Origin of the sequence: Acidithiobacillus sp. YTS05 (assembly GCF_024396695.1) — a bacterium.
Lineage (GTDB): Bacteria > Pseudomonadota > Gammaproteobacteria > Acidithiobacillales > Acidithiobacillaceae > Igneacidithiobacillus > Igneacidithiobacillus copahuensis.
In genome coordinates, this window is the sequence record NZ_CP094359.1 from 1,040,420 (window position 1) to 1,061,617 (window position 21,198).

At 59.8% G+C, this 21,198-nt stretch carries 15 protein-coding genes and 1 tRNA gene; 2 read left to right on the plus strand and 14 right to left on the minus strand.

Annotated features, from left to right (window positions below; genetic code table 11):
- Nucleotides 1–32: 32 nt before the first annotated feature.
- The 3 genes from MQE22_RS05235 to MQE22_RS05245 all read right to left on the minus strand — a co-directional run bounded on the left by MQE22_RS05235 (nt 33) and on the right by MQE22_RS05245 (nt 2,775).
- Entirely contained in the window at nt 33–1,031 is a 999-nt protein-coding gene (locus MQE22_RS05235) for a L,D-transpeptidase family protein (protein WP_255790209.1), read from the minus strand.
- A 3-nt stretch (nt 1,032–1,034) separates the two neighbouring features.
- Nucleotides 1,035–1,283 carry a hypothetical protein gene (locus MQE22_RS05240; RefSeq protein WP_215870857.1) on the minus strand — a complete coding sequence of 83 codons (249 nt, stop codon included), beginning with the start codon at nt 1,281–1,283 and terminating at the stop codon, nt 1,035–1,037.
- A gap of 70 nt (nt 1,284–1,353) precedes the next feature.
- Nucleotides 1,354–2,775: a 3'-5' exonuclease family protein gene (locus MQE22_RS05245; RefSeq protein WP_215870858.1), complete on the minus strand. Its 1,422-nt coding sequence runs from the start codon at nt 2,773–2,775 to the stop codon at nt 1,354–1,356.
- A 105-nt stretch (nt 2,776–2,880) separates the two neighbouring features.
- Here MQE22_RS05245 and MQE22_RS05250 point away from each other — a divergent pair.
- Nucleotides 2,881–2,956: transfer RNA gene (locus MQE22_RS05250), tRNA-Ala, on the plus strand.
- Between the two features lie 37 nt (nt 2,957–2,993).
- Here MQE22_RS05250 and glgP read toward each other — a convergent pair.
- Entirely contained in the window at nt 2,994–5,519 is a 2,526-nt protein-coding gene (gene glgP, locus MQE22_RS05255; protein ID WP_215870859.1) for an alpha-glucan family phosphorylase, read from the minus strand.
- A 99-nt stretch (nt 5,520–5,618) separates the two neighbouring features.
- Here glgP and MQE22_RS05260 point away from each other — a divergent pair, with 99 nt between their 5' ends.
- On the plus strand, nt 5,619–7,001 hold the full coding sequence (locus MQE22_RS05260) for a dihydrolipoyl dehydrogenase (protein ID WP_215870860.1): 1,383 nt from the start codon (nt 5,619–5,621) through the stop codon (nt 6,999–7,001).
- 20 nt (nt 7,002–7,021) lie between these two features.
- On the opposite strand, the gene eno is transcribed toward MQE22_RS05260, so the two are convergent.
- The 10 genes from eno to MQE22_RS05310 form a co-directional block, all read right to left on the minus strand.
- Complete coding sequence (eno, locus tag MQE22_RS05265) at nt 7,022–8,317, minus strand: phosphopyruvate hydratase (RefSeq protein WP_215870861.1); 1,296 nt, start codon at nt 8,315–8,317, stop codon at nt 7,022–7,024.
- Nucleotides 8,310–9,770: a pyruvate kinase gene (gene pyk, locus MQE22_RS05270; RefSeq protein WP_215870862.1), complete on the minus strand. Its 1,461-nt coding sequence runs from the start codon at nt 9,768–9,770 to the stop codon at nt 8,310–8,312. The genes eno and pyk overlap by 8 nt, the downstream gene beginning before the upstream one ends.
- A gap of 6 nt (nt 9,771–9,776) precedes the next feature.
- Complete coding sequence (locus MQE22_RS05275; RefSeq protein ID WP_215870863.1) at nt 9,777–10,694, minus strand: beta/alpha barrel domain-containing protein; 918 nt, start codon at nt 10,692–10,694, stop codon at nt 9,777–9,779.
- Nucleotides 10,695–10,707: 13 nt separating this feature from the next.
- Nucleotides 10,708–11,667: a 1-phosphofructokinase gene (pfkB, locus tag MQE22_RS05280; RefSeq protein ID WP_215870864.1), complete on the minus strand. Its 960-nt coding sequence runs from the start codon at nt 11,665–11,667 to the stop codon at nt 10,708–10,710.
- Nucleotides 11,664–12,602 (minus strand): bifunctional enoyl-CoA hydratase/phosphate acetyltransferase, encoded by a 939-nt coding sequence (locus MQE22_RS05285; protein ID WP_255790211.1) that lies wholly within the window; start codon nt 12,600–12,602, stop codon nt 11,664–11,666. Before MQE22_RS05285 ends, pfkB begins: the two co-directional genes overlap by 4 nt.
- A gap of 26 nt (nt 12,603–12,628) precedes the next feature.
- A complete protein-coding gene (locus tag MQE22_RS05290; RefSeq protein WP_226827564.1) occupies nt 12,629–14,095 on the minus strand; it encodes an MFS transporter in 1,467 nt (488 codons plus the stop codon).
- A gap of 42 nt (nt 14,096–14,137) precedes the next feature.
- Nucleotides 14,138–15,394, minus strand: coding sequence for an NRAMP family divalent metal transporter (locus MQE22_RS05295; RefSeq protein ID WP_215870866.1), 1,257 nt, complete (start codon nt 15,392–15,394; stop codon nt 14,138–14,140).
- 92 nt (nt 15,395–15,486) lie between these two features.
- A complete protein-coding gene (locus MQE22_RS05300; RefSeq protein ID WP_215870867.1) occupies nt 15,487–18,618 on the minus strand; it encodes an efflux RND transporter permease subunit in 3,132 nt (1,043 codons plus the stop codon).
- A 15-nt stretch (nt 18,619–18,633) separates the two neighbouring features.
- Nucleotides 18,634–19,716, minus strand: coding sequence for an efflux RND transporter periplasmic adaptor subunit (locus tag MQE22_RS05305; protein WP_215870868.1), 1,083 nt, complete (start codon nt 19,714–19,716; stop codon nt 18,634–18,636).
- Nucleotides 19,713–21,182, minus strand: coding sequence for an efflux transporter outer membrane subunit (locus MQE22_RS05310; RefSeq protein WP_215870869.1), 1,470 nt, complete (start codon nt 21,180–21,182; stop codon nt 19,713–19,715). Before MQE22_RS05310 ends, MQE22_RS05305 begins: the two co-directional genes overlap by 4 nt.
- Between the last annotated feature and the right edge of the window lie 16 nt (nt 21,183–21,198).

A 21,198-nucleotide genomic window follows, 5' to 3' on the forward strand; every position in this document is an offset into this window, starting at 1 on the left:
ACTAGCAAACGGGAGTCCAGTAGGCCACAGGCTCACGCAGAGCCAGAGGCTTGCTGTTGGATATTTTCTATGATCCTTTTGCGCAGTTCTTCTCCCGCAAGCAGTAGTTTCTCCTTGGGCGGGGAGAAAGGCTGGTAATGCCCGACCACGGATACCAGATCCCCATAATGCAAAAGGTGAAACAGATGCTTTGCGTTTTGATAGGGCATCTCTACGCATCCAGCGCTTTGTGGCCAGCCATAAGTCTTGCGCGGGTAGAAGTGAATTGCTCGACCGTCATAAAAATAATTGACAAAACGGACATTTGGCGCGACATATCGCTGCCAGTAGACCAGATGACCGTGATAATGTCCGCGTTGATCTGGCGATAGACTGAGATATTTTGTCTTTGTGATGCGGATGGGAAAAGTGCCGTGCATCGTCGTGTCGGCAAGGCGCTGATATACCGGCCAACTCCCATCTGGCGTGGACTGCAACACTCCGGTGTTGACCACCGAATGGTAGCCCCAGCGACCTTTCCAATGCAGGTCACCTGCCGCAGAGGGCGGCACCTGCCAGATCCGTAGTTGTTCGGGATGATGATCTTTGCGGACCTCGACCCACTGAAACGGATAGGGATTGTAGGGAATATGCCCCGCTTCCAGCCGAGCAATCAGGGTTGCATTAACTCGTCCCCGGGAAATGCCATTGACGGGCAGAATCTTGCTAGCCCGTTCAAATTGGATCACTCCACTGCGGAATTCCGGGTTTAACGCAGAGTAGCCCCAGCGGTTCGATAAATCCTGCAATTTATGTGGAACGGCAACATCCCAGGCGGCGACTGTGCGCACCGCACCATAGCGTTCCATATAACTGCCGTAGACAACATGAACGTAGCCGTAGCGCGCCAGTTTTTGCCACACCCACTGCCAGGCATTGGCGTTGGTCGCAAGATTTCCGGCAGCAAAACTGTTGCCAGCGAAAGCTCCCAGCACAGGCACCAGGCACAGAGTCAGCAGTCGTCTACGAAGCACGCCAGATGTTTCCGGCAAGGCTTAGAGTCCACCCTGATATTTCAGGGATACTTCATGACATTGCGGACAAACGAAGACCCGCACCGCCATTTTTTTCTCGAAGGCCTCTTCTGCATCGTCGGCCATTTGTCCGCCAACCAGCGCGGCGCCTGCCCCAAGAATGCCGGTCAAGCCGCCCATGCGGATCCCATGCGAACCCATGTCCTGCATGCTGCTCTGACAGGCAGGGCAGTTGACAGCGGGCATTTCTTCCTTTCCAAATCCAAACATAGCGGCGTTCCCTGGAGTTGTGAATGACGATCTGTTGACCACTTTAGACGCCGATTGGTTCCCTCGCCATTTATGATCGACAGTCCCAATCCTGATCCAAAGATGTCCATTGTTGCGGAGAGCGATTGAGGTGGCGGAGTAATATGCGATAGGTATCCGCATCGAAGCTGGCTGATTCCGTGAATTTTTCTACTATTCCGGTATCTTCTCGTAAGATTCCCATATGGCACCAGTGATCAAAAACATGGATGGAGGCGCCGGTGTCGTCTTCGGGAATACCGATAGGTCCGGAAAATGGCCAGTGCTGGATTTGCAAAATTTGCAGGGCGGCATACAGTCTTTCATCATGCTCCGCCGTGGATTCTTGGCCGGTACATACGCCACGACAGCGTTTGATCTGGAAGCCAAAACAAGCGCCTTTGCCTTTTTGCAATCCCAAGCGAATATCGCAAAGTCCCCATTCCTGTGCCAGGCGCTTGAGTGCGGCTTTCGCACTGCGGCGATTGGCGAATATCCCGTGGCAGATGCCTGGCCGAATCGCCGCGCCGCAGTGGATCTGTGGTGTTGCGCTCCCTGGGCCGCCCCAAACAATGGTGCAAAGCGCCTTTTTTCTGCGCAGCTGGCGGTTATAGAGAGGATTTTTCTCTTTCACCAGGCGTGATTCCAGTAGCAGTGCACCCAACTCGCCTGGGGTTTCTATCCATTCGATGTGCTCCACCTGCTGCGCGATCTGCATCTCGCGGTCCTGCCGGAAATCATTACGGAAGTGCTCCAGTACTCGTTTGCGCAGGTGAATACTTTTGCCAATGTACAAGGGAATCTCATTGCTCCCAAAAAACAGATAGACCCCTGGCCGATTGGGAATGCTGCGAATGATTTCTGGATCGAGATTGGGAGGAAGACATTCCTGTTCCCATTGCAGTTTGCAGGCCTGCACGAGTTCGGGACAACGCTCGTCGGCAAGCCGCTGGAGAAATTCCGCAACGACGCGCGCATCGTCCAGGGCACGATGACGATTACGGCAGGGAATTTCCAGGCGATGAATGACGGCGTCCAGACCATGACGCGTTTCTTGGGGGAAAAGTCGCCGAGAGATTTTGACGCTGCATATGGCCTTCGCTTTGAAAGGGATCTCGACGCGTTGGAAAGACTGGCGTAAAAAGGCAAGGTCGAAGCGTACGTTGTGGGCGACCAGAATATGCCCCTGCAAGTGGAGCGCCAAGCTCGCAGCGATATCCTCAAAGCGTGGCATGTCGCGGAGCATGTTGGGGTGAATCCCGGTCAACTGCGTGATGTAGGGGGAAACAGCACAACCGGGATCCAGTAACTGACTCCATTCCCGAGGCTCTCGTCCCGGCGCAAGCGTCACCATGCCGATCTCGAGAATGCGGTCCTGCTGGGGGCGTCCGCCCGTGGTTTCCAAGTCCAGGCAGACGATGGGTTGCCCGAGTTCAGCAAGCAAGCGGTCGAGCGAGGAGGCAAGATCTTTCATGCGTTCATTCTATTGTGCTTTGCCGCGACCTTCATAGCAGACACTTTCATAGCCGATGAGTTGACAGGGAAGGCGTCTTCTGGAATAGTACGCCGACCAGAAATTGGGGCTATAGCTCAGCTGGGAGAGCGCTTGAATGGCATTCAAGAGGTCAGCGGTTCGATCCCGCTTAGCTCCACCATACATCAGGATCCGGAGACGCTCCGGATCCTTTTTCGTTAGCGGTACCAAAGAATCGCGTTGTTTTCGAGGGGCACTTCACAGAGGGAGTGTTGGGCAACGATGCGTGGAGTGTAGTCGGAGACCGGTCGGCGCTTGGCGATATTACAGCGATAATTGAAGCTGTTGACGGCACCAGTGAGGGTCTCGGAGCGCTGCATCGGAAGCAGTTCGGGACCATGGGCGTCTACGCTATTGGCAAATAACTGTACTTGGATCATTTCCGCCGGGACGTCATCCAGGTAGACATGCATCTGGAACTGATATTCTTCGCCAGTTTCCGCAACATGCAGTTCGCCAAAGCGTAGACCATGCCAGTGCGCCTTCAGATGGCTCTGCCAAGCGCAGATACTACGCAATTGTTCCAGTGAAGAGCGTTCGCGCAGCCGCTTGGCGGCGGGCAGATAGAGGTTCTCGACATACTCCTGCAACATGCGATGACTGCTGAAGCGGGGGGTGAGCTCCGCCATGCTGCTGCGGATCTTTTCTACCCAGGCACAGGGGCAGCCACTTTCGTCACGTCCCTGATAAAAGAGAGGGGCGATTTCCTGCTCGATGATCTGGTACAACTGCTCGGCCTCATGCCTGTCCCACGCCGAATCGGAGTCGTGTTCATGGCGGTCGCCCAAGCCCCAGCCGACGGCATCGCTGTAGGCTTCCGCCCACCAGCCATCCAGTTCCGAACAATTCAGGCCGCCGTTGACGAGTACCTTCATGCCGCTGGTGCCACTGGCCTCCCAGGGGCGACGGGGGGTATTGATCCACACATCCACGCCCTGCACCAGTTGTGCCGCCACGAGCATGTCGTAGTCGGCGATGAAGACGACCTTGTGAAAGAGGTCGGGATGGCGGCGGAGGAACTGGGTCCATTCCTGGATCATGGCCTTGCCGTCGCCATCCCGGGGGTGCGCCTTGCCGGCAATCAGGAGCTGCACCGGATGGCGCGGATCACTGAGGATGCGATAGAGGCGCTCTGGATCGCTGAGCAGGAGATTGGGGCGCTTGTAAGCGGTGAAGCGGCGGGCAAAGCCGATGGTCAGGGTGTTGGGATCGAGCACCAGGGCTGCGGCGTTGATCTCTTCCTGTGGGCGGTGCGCCATGGCCAACTGCCGTTGCAGGCGATTGCGGGCAAATTCGATGAGTTGTTGGCGACCCTTTTGCCGCAGTTGCCAGATTTCGGTATCGCTCACGTTGTGAAACTGGGCGCTAATGTCCTGCAGCTCTCCCAACCAGCGCTCGGCACCGCAGTGTTCTGTCCATAGGGCATCTGCCTCGGCATTGTCCCAGGAGGGAATATGGACGCCGTTGGTAATGCCGCATACCGGGATTTCATCTGTCGGCCAGCGAGGAAAGAGTGGCTGAAAGAGATGTTGGCTCACCTTCCCATGCAAGGCACTGACGCCATTCACGTGGATGCTGCCGTGGATGGCCAGCCAAGCCATGTTGAATGGCTCCCGGAGGTCTTCCGCATTGGCCCGGCCCAACGCCAGGATCTGCTGCAGGTCAACGCCAAAGATCTTGGGTGCGCCTTCGATATAGCGGGTGACGAGTTCCGGCGCGAAGCGATCGAAGCCAGCGGCTACCGGCGTGTGCGTCGTAAAGACGTTGCCGGCGCGGGTGGCGTTCAAGGCACACGAGAAGTCGCTGCCATGGTCGCGCATGTGACTATGGATACGCGCCAGGATGGCGAAGGCGGCATGCCCTTCATTCAGATGACAGATATCTATCTCTATACCGAGATGGCGCAGCAGCAGCCAACCGCCTGCACCCAGGCAGATCTCCTGCTGCAGGCGCATTTCCGGCCCGCCACCATAGAGTTCGGCGGTAATGCCCCGGTCGGCAGGACTGTTGAGCGGATCGTTGCTGTCTAAAAGATATAGCGGGACGGTGCCGACCTGGGCCTGCCAGGCACGCAGGATGACCGAGCGGCCCGGAAAGGGCAATTCCAGACGCAGCCACTGCCCCTCCGGATCACGCACCGGGAGAATGGGCAGTTGGGTGGGATCGTTGTAGGGATAGAGCTCCAGTTGGCGGCCACAGTCATCCAGACTCTGGCGGAAGTAGCCCTGCTGCCAGAGGATGCCGATGCCGACCATGGGTACGCCGAGGTCGCTGGCGGTTTTCAGCACGTCGCCAGCGAGAATCCCGAGACCACCGGAATAGATGGGTAAGGCCTCGGAAAGGCCGAACTCCATACTGAAATAGGCAACACGTTGCAGCTGTGCCGAGGGGATGTTTTTTTGAAACCAGCCTTCCCGACGGCTTTCCTGGCGATGGTGCTGCAGGTGCTCCTGCAGCAAGGTCAGAAACCCCTCGTCGCGGGCCAAGACATCGAGTTTGGCTGCGTCGAGGTTCTGCAACAACAACCAGGGGTTGCGGGTCCGGCTCCAGAGTTCTCCATCGAGCTGCTCCCAGAGGACATCACTGCGATAACTCCATGACCAGCGCAGATCCAGGGCCAGTTCAATCAGCCCATCCAGCGCTTCTGGCAATTGGGGCAATACATAGGACGGTGTGATATTCATGCGTGCATCCTCCGGCTTTGCAACCTCAGTGTAGACCATCGGCTCATCCGCGGCGGTGAACTATACTGACAAGTATATAATGGGACCAGGAGGTCAGATATGGCGGAAAAAGTAGTGGATCTGCTCTGTATCGGGGCTGGCGGCGCGGCGTATCCGGCGGCCTTTCGACTGGCGCGGGCGGGGCGCAAGGTGCTCATGGTAGATCCCAAAGGGGTGATGAGTGGCAACTGTCTCTATGAGGGCTGTGTGCCATCCAAGGCAGTGCGGGAGATGGCGTCCTTGGCTGGCGCAACGCGGCGTTTCAGCACCCAGCTGGGTCGGGCAGAGCTATCGGCGCCGGACTATGCAGCCATCGTGCAGCACAAGGATCAGGTACAGGCGCGGCGGTATGCCCAGCATGCCCAGGAGCTTGCTGCACAACCCGGTATCGAGCTGCGCAAGGGGGTGGCGCGCATTCTTGATCCCCACACCGTGCAGATTGACGATGATCAGGGCAGTGAGAAAATCCGCTGCCATCATCTCCTTATTGCCAGTGGCTCGGACGTCTTTGTGCCTCCCCTTCCCGGTGCCGAACATTGTCTGACCAGTCATGATCTCTATAAACCGGACCCGGCCCTGCGCGCTTTGCCCAAGCGCTTGATCGTGGTGGGTGGCGGATACATTGGCCTGGAAACGGCGTCTTTCTTTGCTGAGCTTGGTAGTCAGGTGATCCTCCTGCAGAAGGGCGGACAGATTTTGAACGGCATGGATCCGGGCATGGTCGCCCTGCTCCAGCCCTTGTTGCCGGCGGGGATGCGGATCCTGACCGACGTCGATGTGCAGCGCATCGAGGCCCAGGGTGCCTTGCGCCGGGTGCTCTGGCAACGCGCCGGGCAGGAGGAGAGCGGAGAGGCGGAGGCGGTGCTGCTCGCAGTCGGGCGCTCGCCGGTGATTCCCGAGGGTTGCGAAGCGATTGGTATCGAATTTGACCGACATGGCGTCCAGGTGGGGCCATCTCTGCAGACCCGCTACCCGCATATCTACGCCGCCGGTGATGTCAATGGTCGGGTACCCCTCTTTCATGCAGCGGTACGGCAATCGTTGGCCGCGGCGCACAATATCCTGGGGGGCAATCAACCCTTGGATTACGCGGATTTCCACAATGTGCCGACGACGATCTTCACCCTCCCGGCCGCGGCCTATATTGGCATGACCCCGGCCAAGGCTGCGGGACGCGAACTGGCGGTGGGTCGCTATGATTTTGCTGAAGACTCCCGGGCGCAGATTCTTGAGCGCCTGGAGGGGGAGATTCGCCTGTTCTTCGAGCCTTCCTCCCTGCGCCTGCTGGGGGGCTGGATCGTTGGCATCGATGCCGGCGCCTTGATCGGGCAGATCGGGACGGCGCTGAGCCTGGGAGCGACGGCCTATGATCTCGCCCGTTTTGCCGACCAGCACCCGATGTCGGCCGAGGGCATCGGCAAGGCCGCCCGCAGCCTTTTCTGAGGCGCTGAGCGGCCCCGCTCTCAGCGGGTTGCAGGGCGGACGAAGGCCTGGGCGCCGGCGTATGTGGCGGCAGTGCCCAGTTCTTCTTCGATGCGCAGGAGCTGGTTGTACTTGGCGACACGCTCGCCGCGGCAGGGCGCACCGGATTTGAGGTGACCAGTGTCCAGCGCCACGGTGAGATCGGCAATGAAATCGTCGGTGGTTTCCCCGGAACGATGCGAGACAAAGGCCCCCCAGCCATGGAACTGCGCCAGTCGGGCGGCGGCAAAGGTCTCGCTGACGGTGCCGATCTGATTGAGCTTGATGAGCACGGAATTGGCAATGTCGTCTCTGATGCCGCGGGCGATGATCTCCGGGTTGGTGCAGAAGATGTCATCGCCCACCAGCTCGATGCGGCTGCCTAAGCGCGCGTTGAGCTGTTTCCACGATTCCCAGTCATCCTCGGCCAGACCATCTTCCAGCAGCACGATGGGATAGTCATCCACCAGCTTCGCGTAATATTCGATCATTTCTTCGCTGCCGATGGCGCGTTCTTCGGTGTGCAGCTGGTACTTGCCGTCCCGATAGAATTCCGAAGAGGCCGGATCGATGGCAATGCCGCAATCCTTGCCCGGCACGAAACCGGCCTTTTCGATGGCAGCGAGGAGCAGGTCCAGTGTTTCATGGTTGGAGCGCACCGCTGGGGCAAAGCCGCCCTCGTCACCCACGCCAACGCTCAAATGTTTTTCGAGCAGCAGGCTCTGCAGGGCGTGATAGACCTCTGCCCCCCAGCGGATGGCCTCGCGGAAAGAGTCGGCGCCAAAAGGCACCAGCATGGTCTCCTGAAAATCTGCCCCCTGCCAATGGGCATGGACGCCGCCATTGAGGACGTTGAGGCAGGGCACCGGCAGGCGGGAGGCCGCGGGGCCGCCGAGATAGGCATAGAGAGGGAGGTCCTTGCTTTCGGCGGCGGCGCGGGCGCAGGCCAGGGACACGGCGAGCAGGGCATTGGCCCCGAGGCGCGACTTGTTGTTGGTACCGTCCAGGCCGAGCAGGGTGTCGTCAATCATCTTTTGGGCGCTCGCGTCCAGATCGATCAGATTGGGAGCGATCTCTTCTTCGATGTGCTCGATGACCTTCCGCACCCCCTTGCCACCGAAGCGGTTGGGGTCCTGGTCACGCAGCTCCAGGGCCTCGCGGCTGCCGGTAGAGGCGCCGGAGGGCACTGCAGCCCGTCCCCGGCTGCCATCGCTCAGCAAGACTTCCGCTTCGACGGTGGGGTTGCCGCGGGAGTCGAGAATTTCCCGGGCGATGATGTCTTCTATCAGGCTATCCATAGCTGTCTCCTTGCTGGTGCATTTGGGGTTCGAATATGGCGAGATCGATGATCTCCAATCTATTGGTGCCACCCGGATGGCCCAAGCTTGGACCCTGGGTGAGAATAATGTGCCCCTGTTGCCAGCCGTTGTCGCTGAGCCAATGGCGTATGGCACTTTCCCAACTACCGGAGCCGGGGTCGAGGAAGATCGGATAGACCCCCGAGTAAAAGCACAGACGCTGGCAGGTTGCGGCATGACGGCTGGGGGCAAGGATCCAGGCCTGCGGCCGCAGGCCTGCAATTCGCGCCGCCGTGGCGCCGGTCTCGGTCGGCGTAACGATGAATAGGGGCTTGAGCATCGCTGTTGCCGAACGCACATCGCAGGCAATGACCGCTTCCACGGCCGCCTTCTCGCTCTTGCGGCAAGTCAGCTCGCGGGTGCTGAATCCCGAGCCTTCGATGTCGGCGGCGATGCGCGCCATCATGCGCACGCTTTCGAGCGGATAGTTACCCATGGCCGATTCTTCCGAGAGCATTACCGCGTCGCTGCCATCGAGGATGGCGTTGGCGACATCATTTACCTCGGCGCGAGTGGGACGAGGGTTGTTGACCATCGACTCCAGCATCTGGGTCGCGGTGATGACCGCCTTGCCGGCAGCACGGGCGCGGTGAATGAGCTCCTTCTGCTGTCGGGCAATGCTCTGGATCGGGATCTCCACCCCCAGATCGCCGCGCGCCACCATGATCCCATCACAAGCCGCGAGAATTTCGGGCAGGTTGCGCAGGGCTCGCTGGCGCTCGATCTTGGCTACCAGAAATGGCTCATAACCCTGTTGTGCGGCAAGCGTCCGGGCCTGCTCCAGATCGGCTGCCGACTCGACAAAAGAAACGCTGATCCCATCCACCCCCAGCGGCAGAATGGCGCGCAACAAGTCTTGATCTTGCGCCGTGAGCGCACTGCCGGCGAGCAGCAAGCCGGGCAGATTGACGCCCTTGTGGGAGCGCAACTCGCCCCCCACCACAACGCGGCAGTGCAGAATCCCCTGTTCTTCTGCATCGACGCGCAAATGCAGGAAGCCATCAGCGAGAAAGACGTCATCCCCCTTGCGCAAAGGGCGCGCCAGTTCCGGCAGTTCCAGCGGTAAATGATGTTGTCCCTGTTCTTCGTGGTAAGGCCCAGGTCCCAGGCGCAGGCGTTCGCCTTTTTTGAGCTGGAGGGGCTGCGGCAGGGTACCGATGCGGATCTTGGGGCCCGGCAAATCCGCGAGGATGGCTACCCGTTTTTCCACTCGCGTGCTGGCGCTGCGAATGCGCTGGATGCGTTCGGCATGTTCCGGGATGCTGCCGTGGGCGAGATTGATTCGGGCCACATCCATGCCGGCCCGCAGCATGGCCTCGAGGACCGCTATCCGGTCGGAGGCGGGGCCGATGGTGCAGACGATCTTGCTTTTCTGACGCGGTAGACGAGCCATGGGCGCTCAGTCCTCCTGCAACAATGCCAGGGCGTGTTCCAGGCCGCGATCCTCGACCACCAGGCTGTGAATGGCCCGACACAGGGCAACGGCCTCCTGTTGGCTGCGTTGATGAACGTTGCGACCGGTGGCGCAGCCAGCGCTGTGTCCGTCACGCAATTGTGCGTCCAGACGACGGACGAAGTCCGCACTGCTGACTTCGGACCCCCCGGCACAGACCAGCTGCGTGCGTCCGGCAGCGGCAACCGCTTCACCCAACAGCTTGGCCTCTGCCTCGCCTTGCGCATTCAGCGGTGGGTTGACCTTGACGAAATCTGCGCCCAGGCAGGCGACCAGTCCTGCGGCACCGGCAATCAGATGGGGATCGTGTTCGCGTTTCCCCACCGCTCTTCCGCGCGGATAGGCCCAGATCACCGCCAACAGTCCAAGCTGATGGGCGTCGTGGATGAGTTGTGCCGCCTCCGTCTGCATTTCCGCTTCAAATTCCGAGCCAGGATAGATGGTGTAGCCCACGCCGACGATCGGAACGTCGACATGCTGCATGAACTCCTGGACCTGCGTCATGCTTTGCCATTGCCGGCTGCGGGGGTCGTGCTCGGCTCCGGGAAGCAGGTGGGTCTTGCTGTTGAGCTTGAGCAGGTAGGGAATTTCCGGGTAGTCGCCACCATACTGCGCCACCAGTCCCAGCTGGGTGGCGAAGCAGCCGATGGGTGCCTCGCTGGCAATACGGAAAAGATGTTCCGGGTCGGCGTCTGCGGCCGCGACGGTACTGCCCACGAAATCATCATTCAGATGTTCGACCTTCTGATCACCCGCCATCAGGAACAGTCGGCCAGAACCTTGGGTAACCCGTTCGTAGTTTTCCTGCCAGCGTCGGCTGGCCTCCTTGCTGATACCAATGGGAGCTTTGCGTTGCGCTTGCATGGCGTTCTCCTTTTCAGGGTGCGAGATTCTCCACCTCAATCTGCCGCAGAAGTGGGTCGAGATCGTTGTGGGTGAAAATACCAGTGCCCGGTTGCGCGGCCGTGGCGCTGCCGCAGGCGACGGCAAGGCGCAGGGCCTCCTCCGGACGTTGCCCCTGGGCGAAGGCAGCGACCAGTCCGGCCACCATCGAGTCGCCAGCGCCAACGGTGGAGCGCACTGCGATGCTTGGCGCATTGGCGAAAAAGTTCTGCTCGGATCCGATCAGTAGAGCGCCCTCGCCACCGAGGGAGACGCAGACCCAATCGATGTCCTGCTGTTGTACCTGGCGGGCCGCGGCGATCAGCTCCTGGCGAGTGCTCAGGCTCTTGCCGCTGAGCTGTCGCAGCTCGTAGCCGTTTGGCTTGATCAGAAACGGTTTGGCGGTGATGCCCCGGCGCAAGGCCTCGCCATGGGCGTCGAGTACGACCCTGGCCCCTTGCTGCCGCAGCTCTTCGATCAGCTGCGCATAAAAATCTGTTGGCACGCCCGGGGGCAAGGAGCCGGTCAGCACGGCGAAGCCGTTGTCGGCCAAGCTGCAAATCTTGCTGCGGACCTCCTCGAGAACCAGGGGGGAAAGCAGCGGACCCTGTGCCGTCACCTCGTACTGCACTGTTGGATCTTGTTGCAGCAGGGTGGCATTGATGCGCGTTTCGCCCATTACTTCCACACAATGGGGATCATCCAGACTGTGGCGCAACAGTGTTTGCAGGAGACGGCCCACATGCCCGGCGACCACGCAGCAACTATGGGCACAGACGAAAAGCTCCTTCAGGGCACGCGCAACATTGATGCCGTTGCCACCGGGATCGAAGCGGGTGCTGCTGGCGTGGGTCTTTTGGTCGGGGAGCAGCTGCGCAAATTCATAGCTGACGTCCACCGCCGGATTCAGGGTCAGGGTGGCGATCTTGGCGCAGGGAGCGCTTTCCGGATTCATTTGGATTTCTCGGCATAATGCAGGAGGGCGGCGAGAGCGGCGGAAACCAGGCGTGCGCGCGGGGGATCGGCACGTGAGGTGAGGATGATCGGCACCTTGGCCCCCATGACGATACCCGCCAGGCTGGCATGGGCCAGATATTCCAGATCCTTGGCGAGGATGTTGCCGGAAACCAGATCCGGCACGAGCAGGATATCCACCTCGCCAGCAACCGGGCTATGGATTCCCTTGACCTCAGCGGAGTGCGCGGAGATGGCATTATCGAAGGCCAAGGGCCCATCGACGATGGCATGCTGGATCTGCCCGCGCTCAGCCATTTTGGCCAGGCAGGCGGCATCGACGGTCGAAGCGATGGCGGGGTTTACGGTTTCCACTGCCGATAACGCCGCTGCCTTGGGCTGCTCGACGCCGAGAATCCGGGCAAGATCGATGGCGTTTTGCAGAATCGCTGCCTTGCTGAGCAGGTCCGGGCTGATGTTGATCGCCGCATCGGTGATGAGCAGGGGTTTGTGGTAGCTTTCCAGTTCGGCGACAAAGATGTGTGACAAGCGGCGATCCGTGCGCAGTTTGGCGAGGATGGGATGGAGAAAGGCATCGCTGTGAATGTGGCCTTTCATGATGGCCGCCGCCTCGCCACGTTCGACCATCTGCACCGCCTCTGCCGCTGCTGCCTCACTGCTCGGCACGTCGACAATCCGAAACGACGGGCAGTTGCCGGTATCCTGCTCCAGACCCGTCAGTAACGCCCGGATCTGTTGCGCGTTACCCAGCAGGATGGGTTCGACGATACTCTGGGCGCGGGCAGCACAGGCCGCTTCCAGCACCTCCTTTTGTCCTGCATCCACGACTGCCACGGGAATGTCGTCGAGGGGCGCTACCTGCTGCAAGATCGCGTCAAAATGAGAAAACGGCATGCGATTCTCCGATGTATTCACCAACAAATTCCTCCGATTTGAGCGTTTCAGCCTTCCAGCTGACGCGCGCGCAACGGCAGGCTCCCATGGTGCTCCTCCAAAGTCAGACCGTGGCCTTCCACGCGGAAAGTATAGGTCAAAATTCCGCCGAGCAGACTGAGCAGTGCCATCCCGAGCAAGAGCAGCCCAACGCCCAGGTCGCGTTGCAGTATAGGTAGTAGGAACACTGCCAGGGTCGCCCCGATTTTGGCGAAGGCAGCGGCAAAGCCTGAACCGAGCGCGCGGACCTGGGTGGGGTACATCTCGGTGGGGAGAATGAACGTGGTCGCATTGGGGCCGACGGTCATGGCGAAATTGTAGAGGGCGAAGCCCAGAAACAGCACGAAAAACGACCAGTGCGCCGTCGTGGCCCGCCAGAGCAGCAGTAAACCCAGGGTCATACCCAAAAAGCCCTGGATTTGCATCTGCATCCGCCCAAAACGGGGAACGAGCCAGAGGGCAGTCAAGGCGCCAGCGAGCAGCAGAAAATCCACCTCCGTCGTGTGCAGGGTGTTGATCCAGTCCTTTTGCCAAGTGGGCAGGCGCTCCGGCAAAACGCTCATGGAAGCCAACAGGATCGGCGTGAACAGGCCGATCCCATAGGTAGCCATATCCATCAAGAACCACGGTAGGGTAACCAGCCAGGTGCGCCGACGATATTCCTTGGTGAACAATACCCGCCAGGCGGTGTTGGACCTGATCGGAATCTTGCTCACTGCATGGGTACGATTACCCAGCTCTCTGCCCATGCGCTGTAATTCGGTGCTGCGTTGCGGCGCGAAGCGGGCAAGCTCCGCGCTGGCGATCTGATTGCGGCCGTGCGCCATCAGCCAGCGTATGCTCTCTGGCAGTCGCCATCGGCCCAAAAAGTAGGGCAGGGCGAGGCCCGCCTGCCAGGCCATGAGCCAACGCCAGGTCGTACCGCTGCCGTGCATCAGCAGTAGTGCGACCCCAGCACTGAGCAGCATACCTAAGGGTTGCAGGGCCATGGATGCCGCCAGCATGCGTCCGCGATGGTTTTGCGGCATGAATTCGGAAATGTAGCTGCTACCCACCGGAAAATCGCCGCCCACCGCAATCCCGAGAACGAGCTCACCCAGAATCAAAAGGATAGTGTTGGGCGTGAGACTGAGCCAGATCCCGGCAAGCAAAAGGCCGAGGGCATTGGCGATGAGCAAGGGGCGGCGGCCAAAGCGATCGGCTAGATGCCCGCTGAGCAAGGCACCGATGATCGTGCCCCCCATCAGGCTCGCCGCTGCCAGACCCGTGCTGCTCGGACTGAGATGAAAGGGGGCACGTAACAGTGGCAGGCTGATGCCGAGCACCATCATGCTCACACCACTCAACAAGGGACCGGCGGTCGCCAGCAGCCACAGGCGATAATGTCGCGGTGACAGGGGGGCCTGATCGAGGATCCCCGCCATGGCCTGATGGTGCGGATGGACTTTGGCGATGGCGCGTTCTTCTTTCATCATGAAGGGAGCATACGGCGCACTCCCCTCGTCGGCAATGCGGGACTAGAGGCCGGGAATGCTGGTGATGCCGCCGAAGAGCCCGAGTCCGGCACTGGCGCCGCCCAAGGCCAGAACCAGCCAGAAATACCAGCCGCGCAGCCGATGCTCGCCGGGGAGCGCCTTGACTGCCAGAGCAATCAGGAAGCCCAGTACCAGCGGGAGCAAGAGGGCGTTCATGACTTCCACCGCAATATCCAGGCTGACCAGGTTGGGAATGAAGATCACCGCGACGGCACCCGCCAGCAAGACCAGGGTATAGATACCATAGAACCACGGCGCATCCTTGGGATGATACTCCAGGGAATGCTTGAAGCCGGTGACTTCGCCCCAGCCCCAGGCCGCCGCCAGGGTGGCAACGATGGCGGCAATCATGCCGGCGCCAATGATGCCCAGAGAGAACACAATATGCCCCCAAACCGTGCCGAGGAAGGGCGTAATCGCCTCTGATAGCTGCTGTACGGTATTTAGCGGAGCATTGGGGTTGGACAGACCGATGGTGGCGGCGGTGGCGATCAGTACAGCGGCCATGATCAACTGCGTAATCACCGAACCAATGGCGGTATCCCAGCGAGCATGGGGATAATCTGCCGGACGCAACCCCTTGTCGGCAACCGCCGATTGCTGGTAGAAGATCATCCAGGGCATGATGACGGCGCCGATGTTCGCCGCCACCAGCATCATGTAGTTGTGGTTGCCGAGCTCTACCTGGGTCAGACCGTGCAGCAGGCTCCCCATATCCGGATGGGCGGCCCAGGCGATGCCAAAAAAGACCACCTCAAAGGCCCCAAAAATCAGCGCGATTCGTTCTACCCGACGGTACGACCCAGTAATCACGATCAACCACAGTGCGCTGGCACCCAGGACCACTCCCAATGCCCGCGGCAGGCCGAACAGTTCACTCACTCCTGCCAGACCGGAAAATTCCGTGAGTAGGGCCCCAGCGCTGGCAATGCTCAGTCCGGTTACGGAAACGTAAGCCCAGTGCTTGCCGAAAGTCTCGCTGATCAATTCTCCATGGCCCTTGCCGGTGAAGATGCCGAGTCGTACCGTCAACTCTTGCACCACATAGAGGATGGGCATTAGCACAAGCTGTAAAAGCAGCAGACGATAGCCCCATTGCGCGCCACTCTGCGCCGCCGTGATGACGCTGCCGACATCGGTGTCCGCCAGCATGACCACCAGCCCGGGCCCGAGCACCGCAAGAAAGGTGCCCAATCGATGTCTTTTGGGGAAGCCAAGACCGCTCTGCACGGCTGCCATGTTCTGCGGACCTCTTCTTTCGTAGAAATGATAACGCGAATGATTATCAAACCGACAAAAAAAGTCAACCCCTGCTTGCAGTACTCCCATCGTTACGGAAGAGCCGTAGACTCGGGGTTTGCGTCTTTCGTCAACAGGCCGTTACCCTCTTTCTCCAGTGACGCCGGTTTCAGTTCTGCACCCCAGAGGCTATAGATTGCGGGAATGACAAAAAGGGAAATCAGCGAGCCAACACTGAGCCCGGCAATGATTACCAGGCCCATCGAAAACCTTGCCTCGGCATTGCCTCCCGTAGCGAAGAGCAGCGGCACGGCGCCGGCAATCATTGCGGCTACCGTCATGAGAATGGGCCGTAGACGCAGTGCTGCCGCTTCGCGTACCGCCAACGCCCGCTCCCATCCTCGTTCGACCTGCAACTGTCGCGCGAACTGAACAATGAGAATCCCCTGCTTTGCGGTCAGACCAATCAGCATGACCATTCCCACTTCGGAATAGATGTTGATACTCGACAACCCTAGGGCAATTGGCAGCAAGGCCCCGAAGGCGGCAAGCGGCACCCCGGCAAGAACGACCAGAGAATCCCGAAATCCATTGAACTGGGCTGCGAGCAGGAGTAATACAAAGATCAAGGCAAAGGCAAAGGTAATCGCCAGGGAACTGCCCTGCTTCTCGTATTGCCGGGAAACGCCGGCGTAATGGATCTGATCGCTACTAGACATCAGACCTGTGGCCTGCTGATGCAAAAAATTGAGCGCCTGTGCCAAAGACACACCTGGCGCCGGATTGGCCTCGATGGTGACTGCGGGCAGGTTCTGGAATTGCGGCAGATAGGTGGGAACAACCTCCTGCGTAAGTGTGACGAAGGTGGATAGGGGTAGCTCTGCACCCGAAGGTGTCTGGATCTGGTAGTTCTGCAACAGATTCGGATTGGCGCGCAAGGCCACGGGAACCTGCGGAACCACCCGATAGCTAAGCCCATCCATACTAAAGTAATTGACATAGTTGCCACCCAGGAGGGTCGCCAGGCTTTTTCCGACAGCGGCCAGGGTCAGTCCAAAATTGGCTAACATTTTCTTGTGAATCTGGATCTTCAGTACGACGTCGTTGTACTCGAGATTGCTCGCGACAAAGCTGAACAGGCCGCTGGCACGCGCCTTTTTGACGAGTGCTTCGCCCACGTGGTTGAGTTCCTGATAATTGCCGGAGGTGCTGCTGACCACGAACTGCACCGGCAGGCCCACGGCCGAACCGGGGAGAGGTGGCAGACCGAAGGCCGCCAGCTGCATTCCCGGCACCTGCGCCGAGAGCTTCTGTACGCGGCTGCGAACCTCCTGCGTGGTCACGTCCCGCTTGGGTTTCAGTACCAACCCAGACATCATCTCATTATTGAGCAGGAAGCCGCCGATACCGACCCCGTTCACCACAAAACTGTCGCTTCGCTGCGGAACCTGGTCAAAGACCGTCTTGGTCAGGTAGCGATCGTATTTGTCCATATACTCCAGGGTCGCCGTTGCTTGGGCGAGCCCACTCACATAGACGATCCCTTGATTGGCCGGAGGAGCCAGCTCCTGCGGACTCAGCCAGAAAAGTCCCACGACCCCCACGGCCAACAAAGCGGCTCCGGTGAGTATAGCGGGGCGATGGGTAAAACTGCGTGCCAATCCTCTGCCGTAGGCCGCGCGCAGGCGATCGAATACGCGCTCGACCAAGCTTGCAAAACGCCCCGGCTGACCTCCCCGCAACACTCGGGAGGCCAACATTGGCGCCAGAACGAGGGCGTTGACCATCGACATGAGAACGGTGGCGACGATGGTGAGGGCAAACTCACTGAAGAGCTGACCTACCAGGCCGCCCAGTAGCACCATGGGAAGGAACACCGCAACAATGGTGCTCGCCATGACCAGGATGGGGCTGCTGAGCTCCCGCACGCTCTGCAGGGCAGCATGGATCGGGGTCGCACCGTGTTCCAGATGGCGGTGCACGTTTTCGACGATGATGATGGCATCGTCCACCACCAGGCCGATGGCGAGCACCATGGCCAGCAGGGTGAGAAGATTGAGGGTAAAGCCAAGCGCGTGCAGCAGGGTCATGGCGCTGACCAAGGCCAGTGGAATGGCCAGGGCCGGAACCACCAGCGCCCGCCAGGAACCGAGAAACAGGTACACCACCACGATGACGATCAACAGCGCCAGACCAATATCGGTCAATACTTCCTGGATGGAACTGCGGACGAATTGCGCTCCATTGTAGAGTACCTTGGCTTGCATTCCCGCCGGCATACTCTTGTCCAGTTGCAGCAAGGTCTTCTTCACGCCGGTGGCCATTTGCAGGGCGTTGCTTCCCGGTGCCTGCATGACGCCCAGGTTCACGGCAGGCTGCCCGTTCACCAATACCGAGGAGTCATAGGTCTGCGCGCCCAAGGAAACCGTCGCGATTTGCCCCAGGGTGATCGGTACCCCATGCACCGTCTTCACCACCAATTCGCGAAACTGCTTTGGGCTATGCAAGGCGGTGTTGGCCGTGATCGAGATCGCGGTATTGGTATCGCGCAGCCGTCCCGCGGCACTGACAAAGTCATTGGCCTGGAGTGCCGCGCGCACCTCTGCCGGAGTGATGCCCAAGACTGCCATTTTCTGTGGATTCAACCAGATTCGCATGGCGAAGGTGTTGCCGTTTGGCCCCGTACCCGGCGGCAGGATGGAGGTAACACCCACCCCGGGGACGGACTGGATGGCGGGCTGCACCACGCGGGTCAGGTAATCGGTAATCTGCTGCTGATTGAGTCCCTTTCCTGAAAACGTGAGATACATCAAATACGCGCCGGAGCCCGGCATCTCCACCACCACGGGTTGCATGACACCCTTGGGCAATTGATTCAAGACGCTGTTGACCTTGATCTGTGCCTGCGATAGGGCGGCGTTGGGATTGACCCCCATCTGCATATACAAGGTGATGATGGAGATTCCATTTTCGCTGACCGCGGTCATGTAGTTGATGCCCGGCACTTGGGCGACTGCCTTCTCCAGTGGCGCCGTGGTGAAGGCATTCACGGTTTTGGGAGTCGCACCAAAGTAATGGGTGGTGATCGTGATCAGCCCACTTTTGGTAGGTGGGAACTCGGTGATTGGCATCATTCCCAAGGAGCGCAGCCCCAGCAGAAACAGGGCCGCCATCAGGGTAACGGCAAGAACGGGACGATGAATGAAGGCAGACAAAAATCGCATGGAGCACCTGGCAGCTTAATGAAGAGAAACGGCGTTGTTGATGCGCACCTGATCACCGTTGTGCAATTTGACCTGGCCTGCAGTGACCACCTCATCGCCCGCCTGCAGACCGTTGCGCACCACCACGTTCTGCCCTTCCACCGCGCCCAATTGGACGGGGGTGGCTTGGGCAATCCAGTTCTGTCCCTGACGCTTGAGGACATACACGAAATCGCCATAGCTGTGATAGGCGACGGCTACCTGGGGAATCGTCAGTTGCCGCTCGGGCGACATAGTCGGTAGCTTCACCAGTACGAACATCCCCGGTCGCAGAAAGCCGGGCTTGTGAATCTGCGCGCGCACCGTCAGGGCCCGGTTTGCTTGATCCACATGATTGTCGACGGCGATGACCTGGGCGACGAATTGCTGACCCTTTTCCCCTTGACGGGACTGCAGACGCAATGACTCCCCTACCCGTACAGACGGGGCGAGATTTTGGGGAACGGCAAAGTCGACCTGCAGATTTTGTGGAGATTCCAGGCGAACCGCTGCCTTGCCCGCCGACAAATATTCCCCGAGCTCGACCTTGCGTAGACCCAGCACCCCGGAGAACGGCGCTCGCAGCACGGTATTGGCGAGTTTCTCCTGCAAGGACCGCACCTTGGCATTTGCCACCTCCGCCCCGTACTTTGCCTTGTCCAGTTCGGCCGTCGAGATCCCGTGTATGGCATAGACCTGCGCTGCCCGCTGGGCATTTACAGTGGCTAACTTGGCCTGTGCCTGCGCTTCTTTCAGCTCTCCTGGCAGTGGGCCGGGATCCAGACGCAGCAGGACCTGTCCTTGCTGCACCGTTTCGCCAGAATGAAACTGCAAGCTACGGATGACCCCGGCGGTTTGCAGACTCAGCGCTGCTCCTTGTTGCGCGCGGATCTGACCAACCGCAGTACTTTGCGGGGTAATCGTGGCCCAGGCGGCCTTGGCAGCGGAAACCGTAACCACGGGATGCGCATTCCCTTTGCGTGCCTGCGCCAGTCGATCTTCTCGCCAGGCATGCAGGGCGAAGACCGTACCAAACAGCAGGAGAATCCCGAAGACCGCGATCGGAATGGATTTTTTCATGGGTGGCTATCCTGTGGGAGATCGTTGGACGAAGTCGAAGGACCCTCGCCCATGGCCAGAAACAATGCGGCGGTATCCAGGTACCGCTCACTTTTTGCCTGTAAATAGGCCTGTTGGTCCTTTTCGTTGGCGATTTCCGCGTCGAGAACCGTAGCGTAATTGCTTATCCCGTCTCGATAACGTGCCTGCGCCAAGTGCAGTGCTTGCTCGGCAGCCTGGGCCGCCATCCGGCTCTGGCTGTAGCTTTGATCAGCCCCCTGCACGGCACGCAATGCGTCGGCGACCTGGCGAAACGCGGTGAGTACAACCTGATGGTATTGCGAGACCGCGATCTTGTAGGTATCCACCGCGGCCTTTTCCTGGGCCTGCAGGGCTCCACCCTCATAAATTGGTGCGATCACGCTGCCTGCTAGGCCCCAAAGGGTAGAGACGGGACTGAAAAACAGCGCCCCGGACTGTGCCGCTTTGCCTAAATCGGCACTGATGTCGATCTGTGGGTAGCGATCGGCAGCCGCGAGATGCGCTTCGGCTGCCGCGGCCTGTACCGCTGCGCGGGCGGCGACGATATCTGGTCGTTGCATCAGCAAACGCGAAGGCACCACGGCAGGGATGTCTTTGGGTACGTGGATGTCTTGGAGAGACGGGGCAGGCGCACCCTGCGCGGGGTAACGGCCGAGTAACGTCGCCAAGGCGTGCTGCTGGCGGGACATCTCCACCCGGAGAGGGACGACCGCAGCCTTGGCCGAGGCGGTCAATGCCTCCTGTTGACGCACGATCTGCAGGTTGCTCGCCCCCAGATGGTATTCCTGCTGGATCAGATGCAGCAGGTGCTCATCAGCCCCGGCGATTTGCTGGGCCGAGCGCCACTGGTCTTGGGCCGCCGCCGCGCTGATCAATGCCTTCGCTACAGAAGCTGCGACGATCTGTTGGGTAGCAGAGAGCTGTGCCTGAGAGATCTTTTTTTGGGCCTGCGCATCCTGGAGACGATCAGTTGTCCTGCCGAAAAGGTCTGGGCTATAACTGACCTCCACGGAGCCCAGGAGCAGGGAGTACGGATTGCCCGGAATGCGATAACTGGTTCCGCCGTTGGCCCCGGTGCGCAGCGCACGGCTGCGTGCCCACTGACCGTTACCAGTGATCTGCGGGGCAAACCCTGCGGCCGCAACCTTTTCGAGCTGGTGCGCGCGCAGCAGGGTCAGTTGCGCTTGATGAATATCGGGATTGGCGCGCAGCGCGGTGTGCAGGTCCTGATTCAGGACAGTTGAGCCGAAAAGACGCCACCAGTCTTCTGTCCGAGCGCTATCCTGCCATAGCAGTTTCTGGCTGCTGCCAGCCCAGGTCTTGTGATCGGCAAGATAATGCTCCGGCCCCTGCATCTTGGGCAACAGAAGCTTGGGTCCGGGGGCGCAAGCGCTCAACAGTATGGGTAATAAAAATGGCAAGGACCAACGGTACTTCCTATCCATCGCAGCTCCCGTGCGA

What these genes read in the sequence shown, in the direction of transcription:
- glgP (WP_215870859.1), bottom strand. Translation starts at nt 5,519, where the DNA reads ATGAATATCACACCGTCCTATGTATTGCCCCAATTGCCAGAAGCGCTG.
- MQE22_RS05240 (WP_215870857.1), bottom strand. Translation starts at nt 1,283, where the DNA reads ATGTTTGGATTTGGAAAGGAAGAAATGCCCGCTGTCAACTGCCCTGCC.
- MQE22_RS05310 (WP_215870869.1), bottom strand. Translation starts at nt 21,182, where the DNA reads ATGGATAGGAAGTACCGTTGGTCCTTGCCATTTTTATTACCCATACTG.
- pfkB (WP_215870864.1), bottom strand. Translation starts at nt 11,667, where the DNA reads ATGAATCCGGAAAGCGCTCCCTGCGCCAAGATCGCCACCCTGACCCTG.
- MQE22_RS05245 (WP_215870858.1), bottom strand. Translation starts at nt 2,775, where the DNA reads ATGAAAGATCTTGCCTCCTCGCTCGACCGCTTGCTTGCTGAACTCGGG.
- MQE22_RS05300 (WP_215870867.1), bottom strand. Translation starts at nt 18,618, where the DNA reads ATGCGATTTTTGTCTGCCTTCATTCATCGTCCCGTTCTTGCCGTTACC.
- pyk (WP_215870862.1), bottom strand. Translation starts at nt 9,770, where the DNA reads ATGGCTCGTCTACCGCGTCAGAAAAGCAAGATCGTCTGCACCATCGGC.
- MQE22_RS05290 (WP_226827564.1), bottom strand. Translation starts at nt 14,095, where the DNA reads ATGATGAAAGAAGAACGCGCCATCGCCAAAGTCCATCCGCACCATCAG.
- MQE22_RS05275 (WP_215870863.1), bottom strand. Translation starts at nt 10,694, where the DNA reads ATGCAAGCGCAACGCAAAGCTCCCATTGGTATCAGCAAGGAGGCCAGC.
- MQE22_RS05295 (WP_215870866.1), bottom strand. Translation starts at nt 15,394, where the DNA reads ATGGCAGCCGTGCAGAGCGGTCTTGGCTTCCCCAAAAGACATCGATTG.
- MQE22_RS05260 (WP_215870860.1), top strand. Translation starts at nt 5,619, where the DNA reads ATGGCGGAAAAAGTAGTGGATCTGCTCTGTATCGGGGCTGGCGGCGCG.
- eno (WP_215870861.1), bottom strand. Translation starts at nt 8,317, where the DNA reads ATGGATAGCCTGATAGAAGACATCATCGCCCGGGAAATTCTCGACTCC.
- MQE22_RS05305 (WP_215870868.1), bottom strand. Translation starts at nt 19,716, where the DNA reads ATGAAAAAATCCATTCCGATCGCGGTCTTCGGGATTCTCCTGCTGTTT.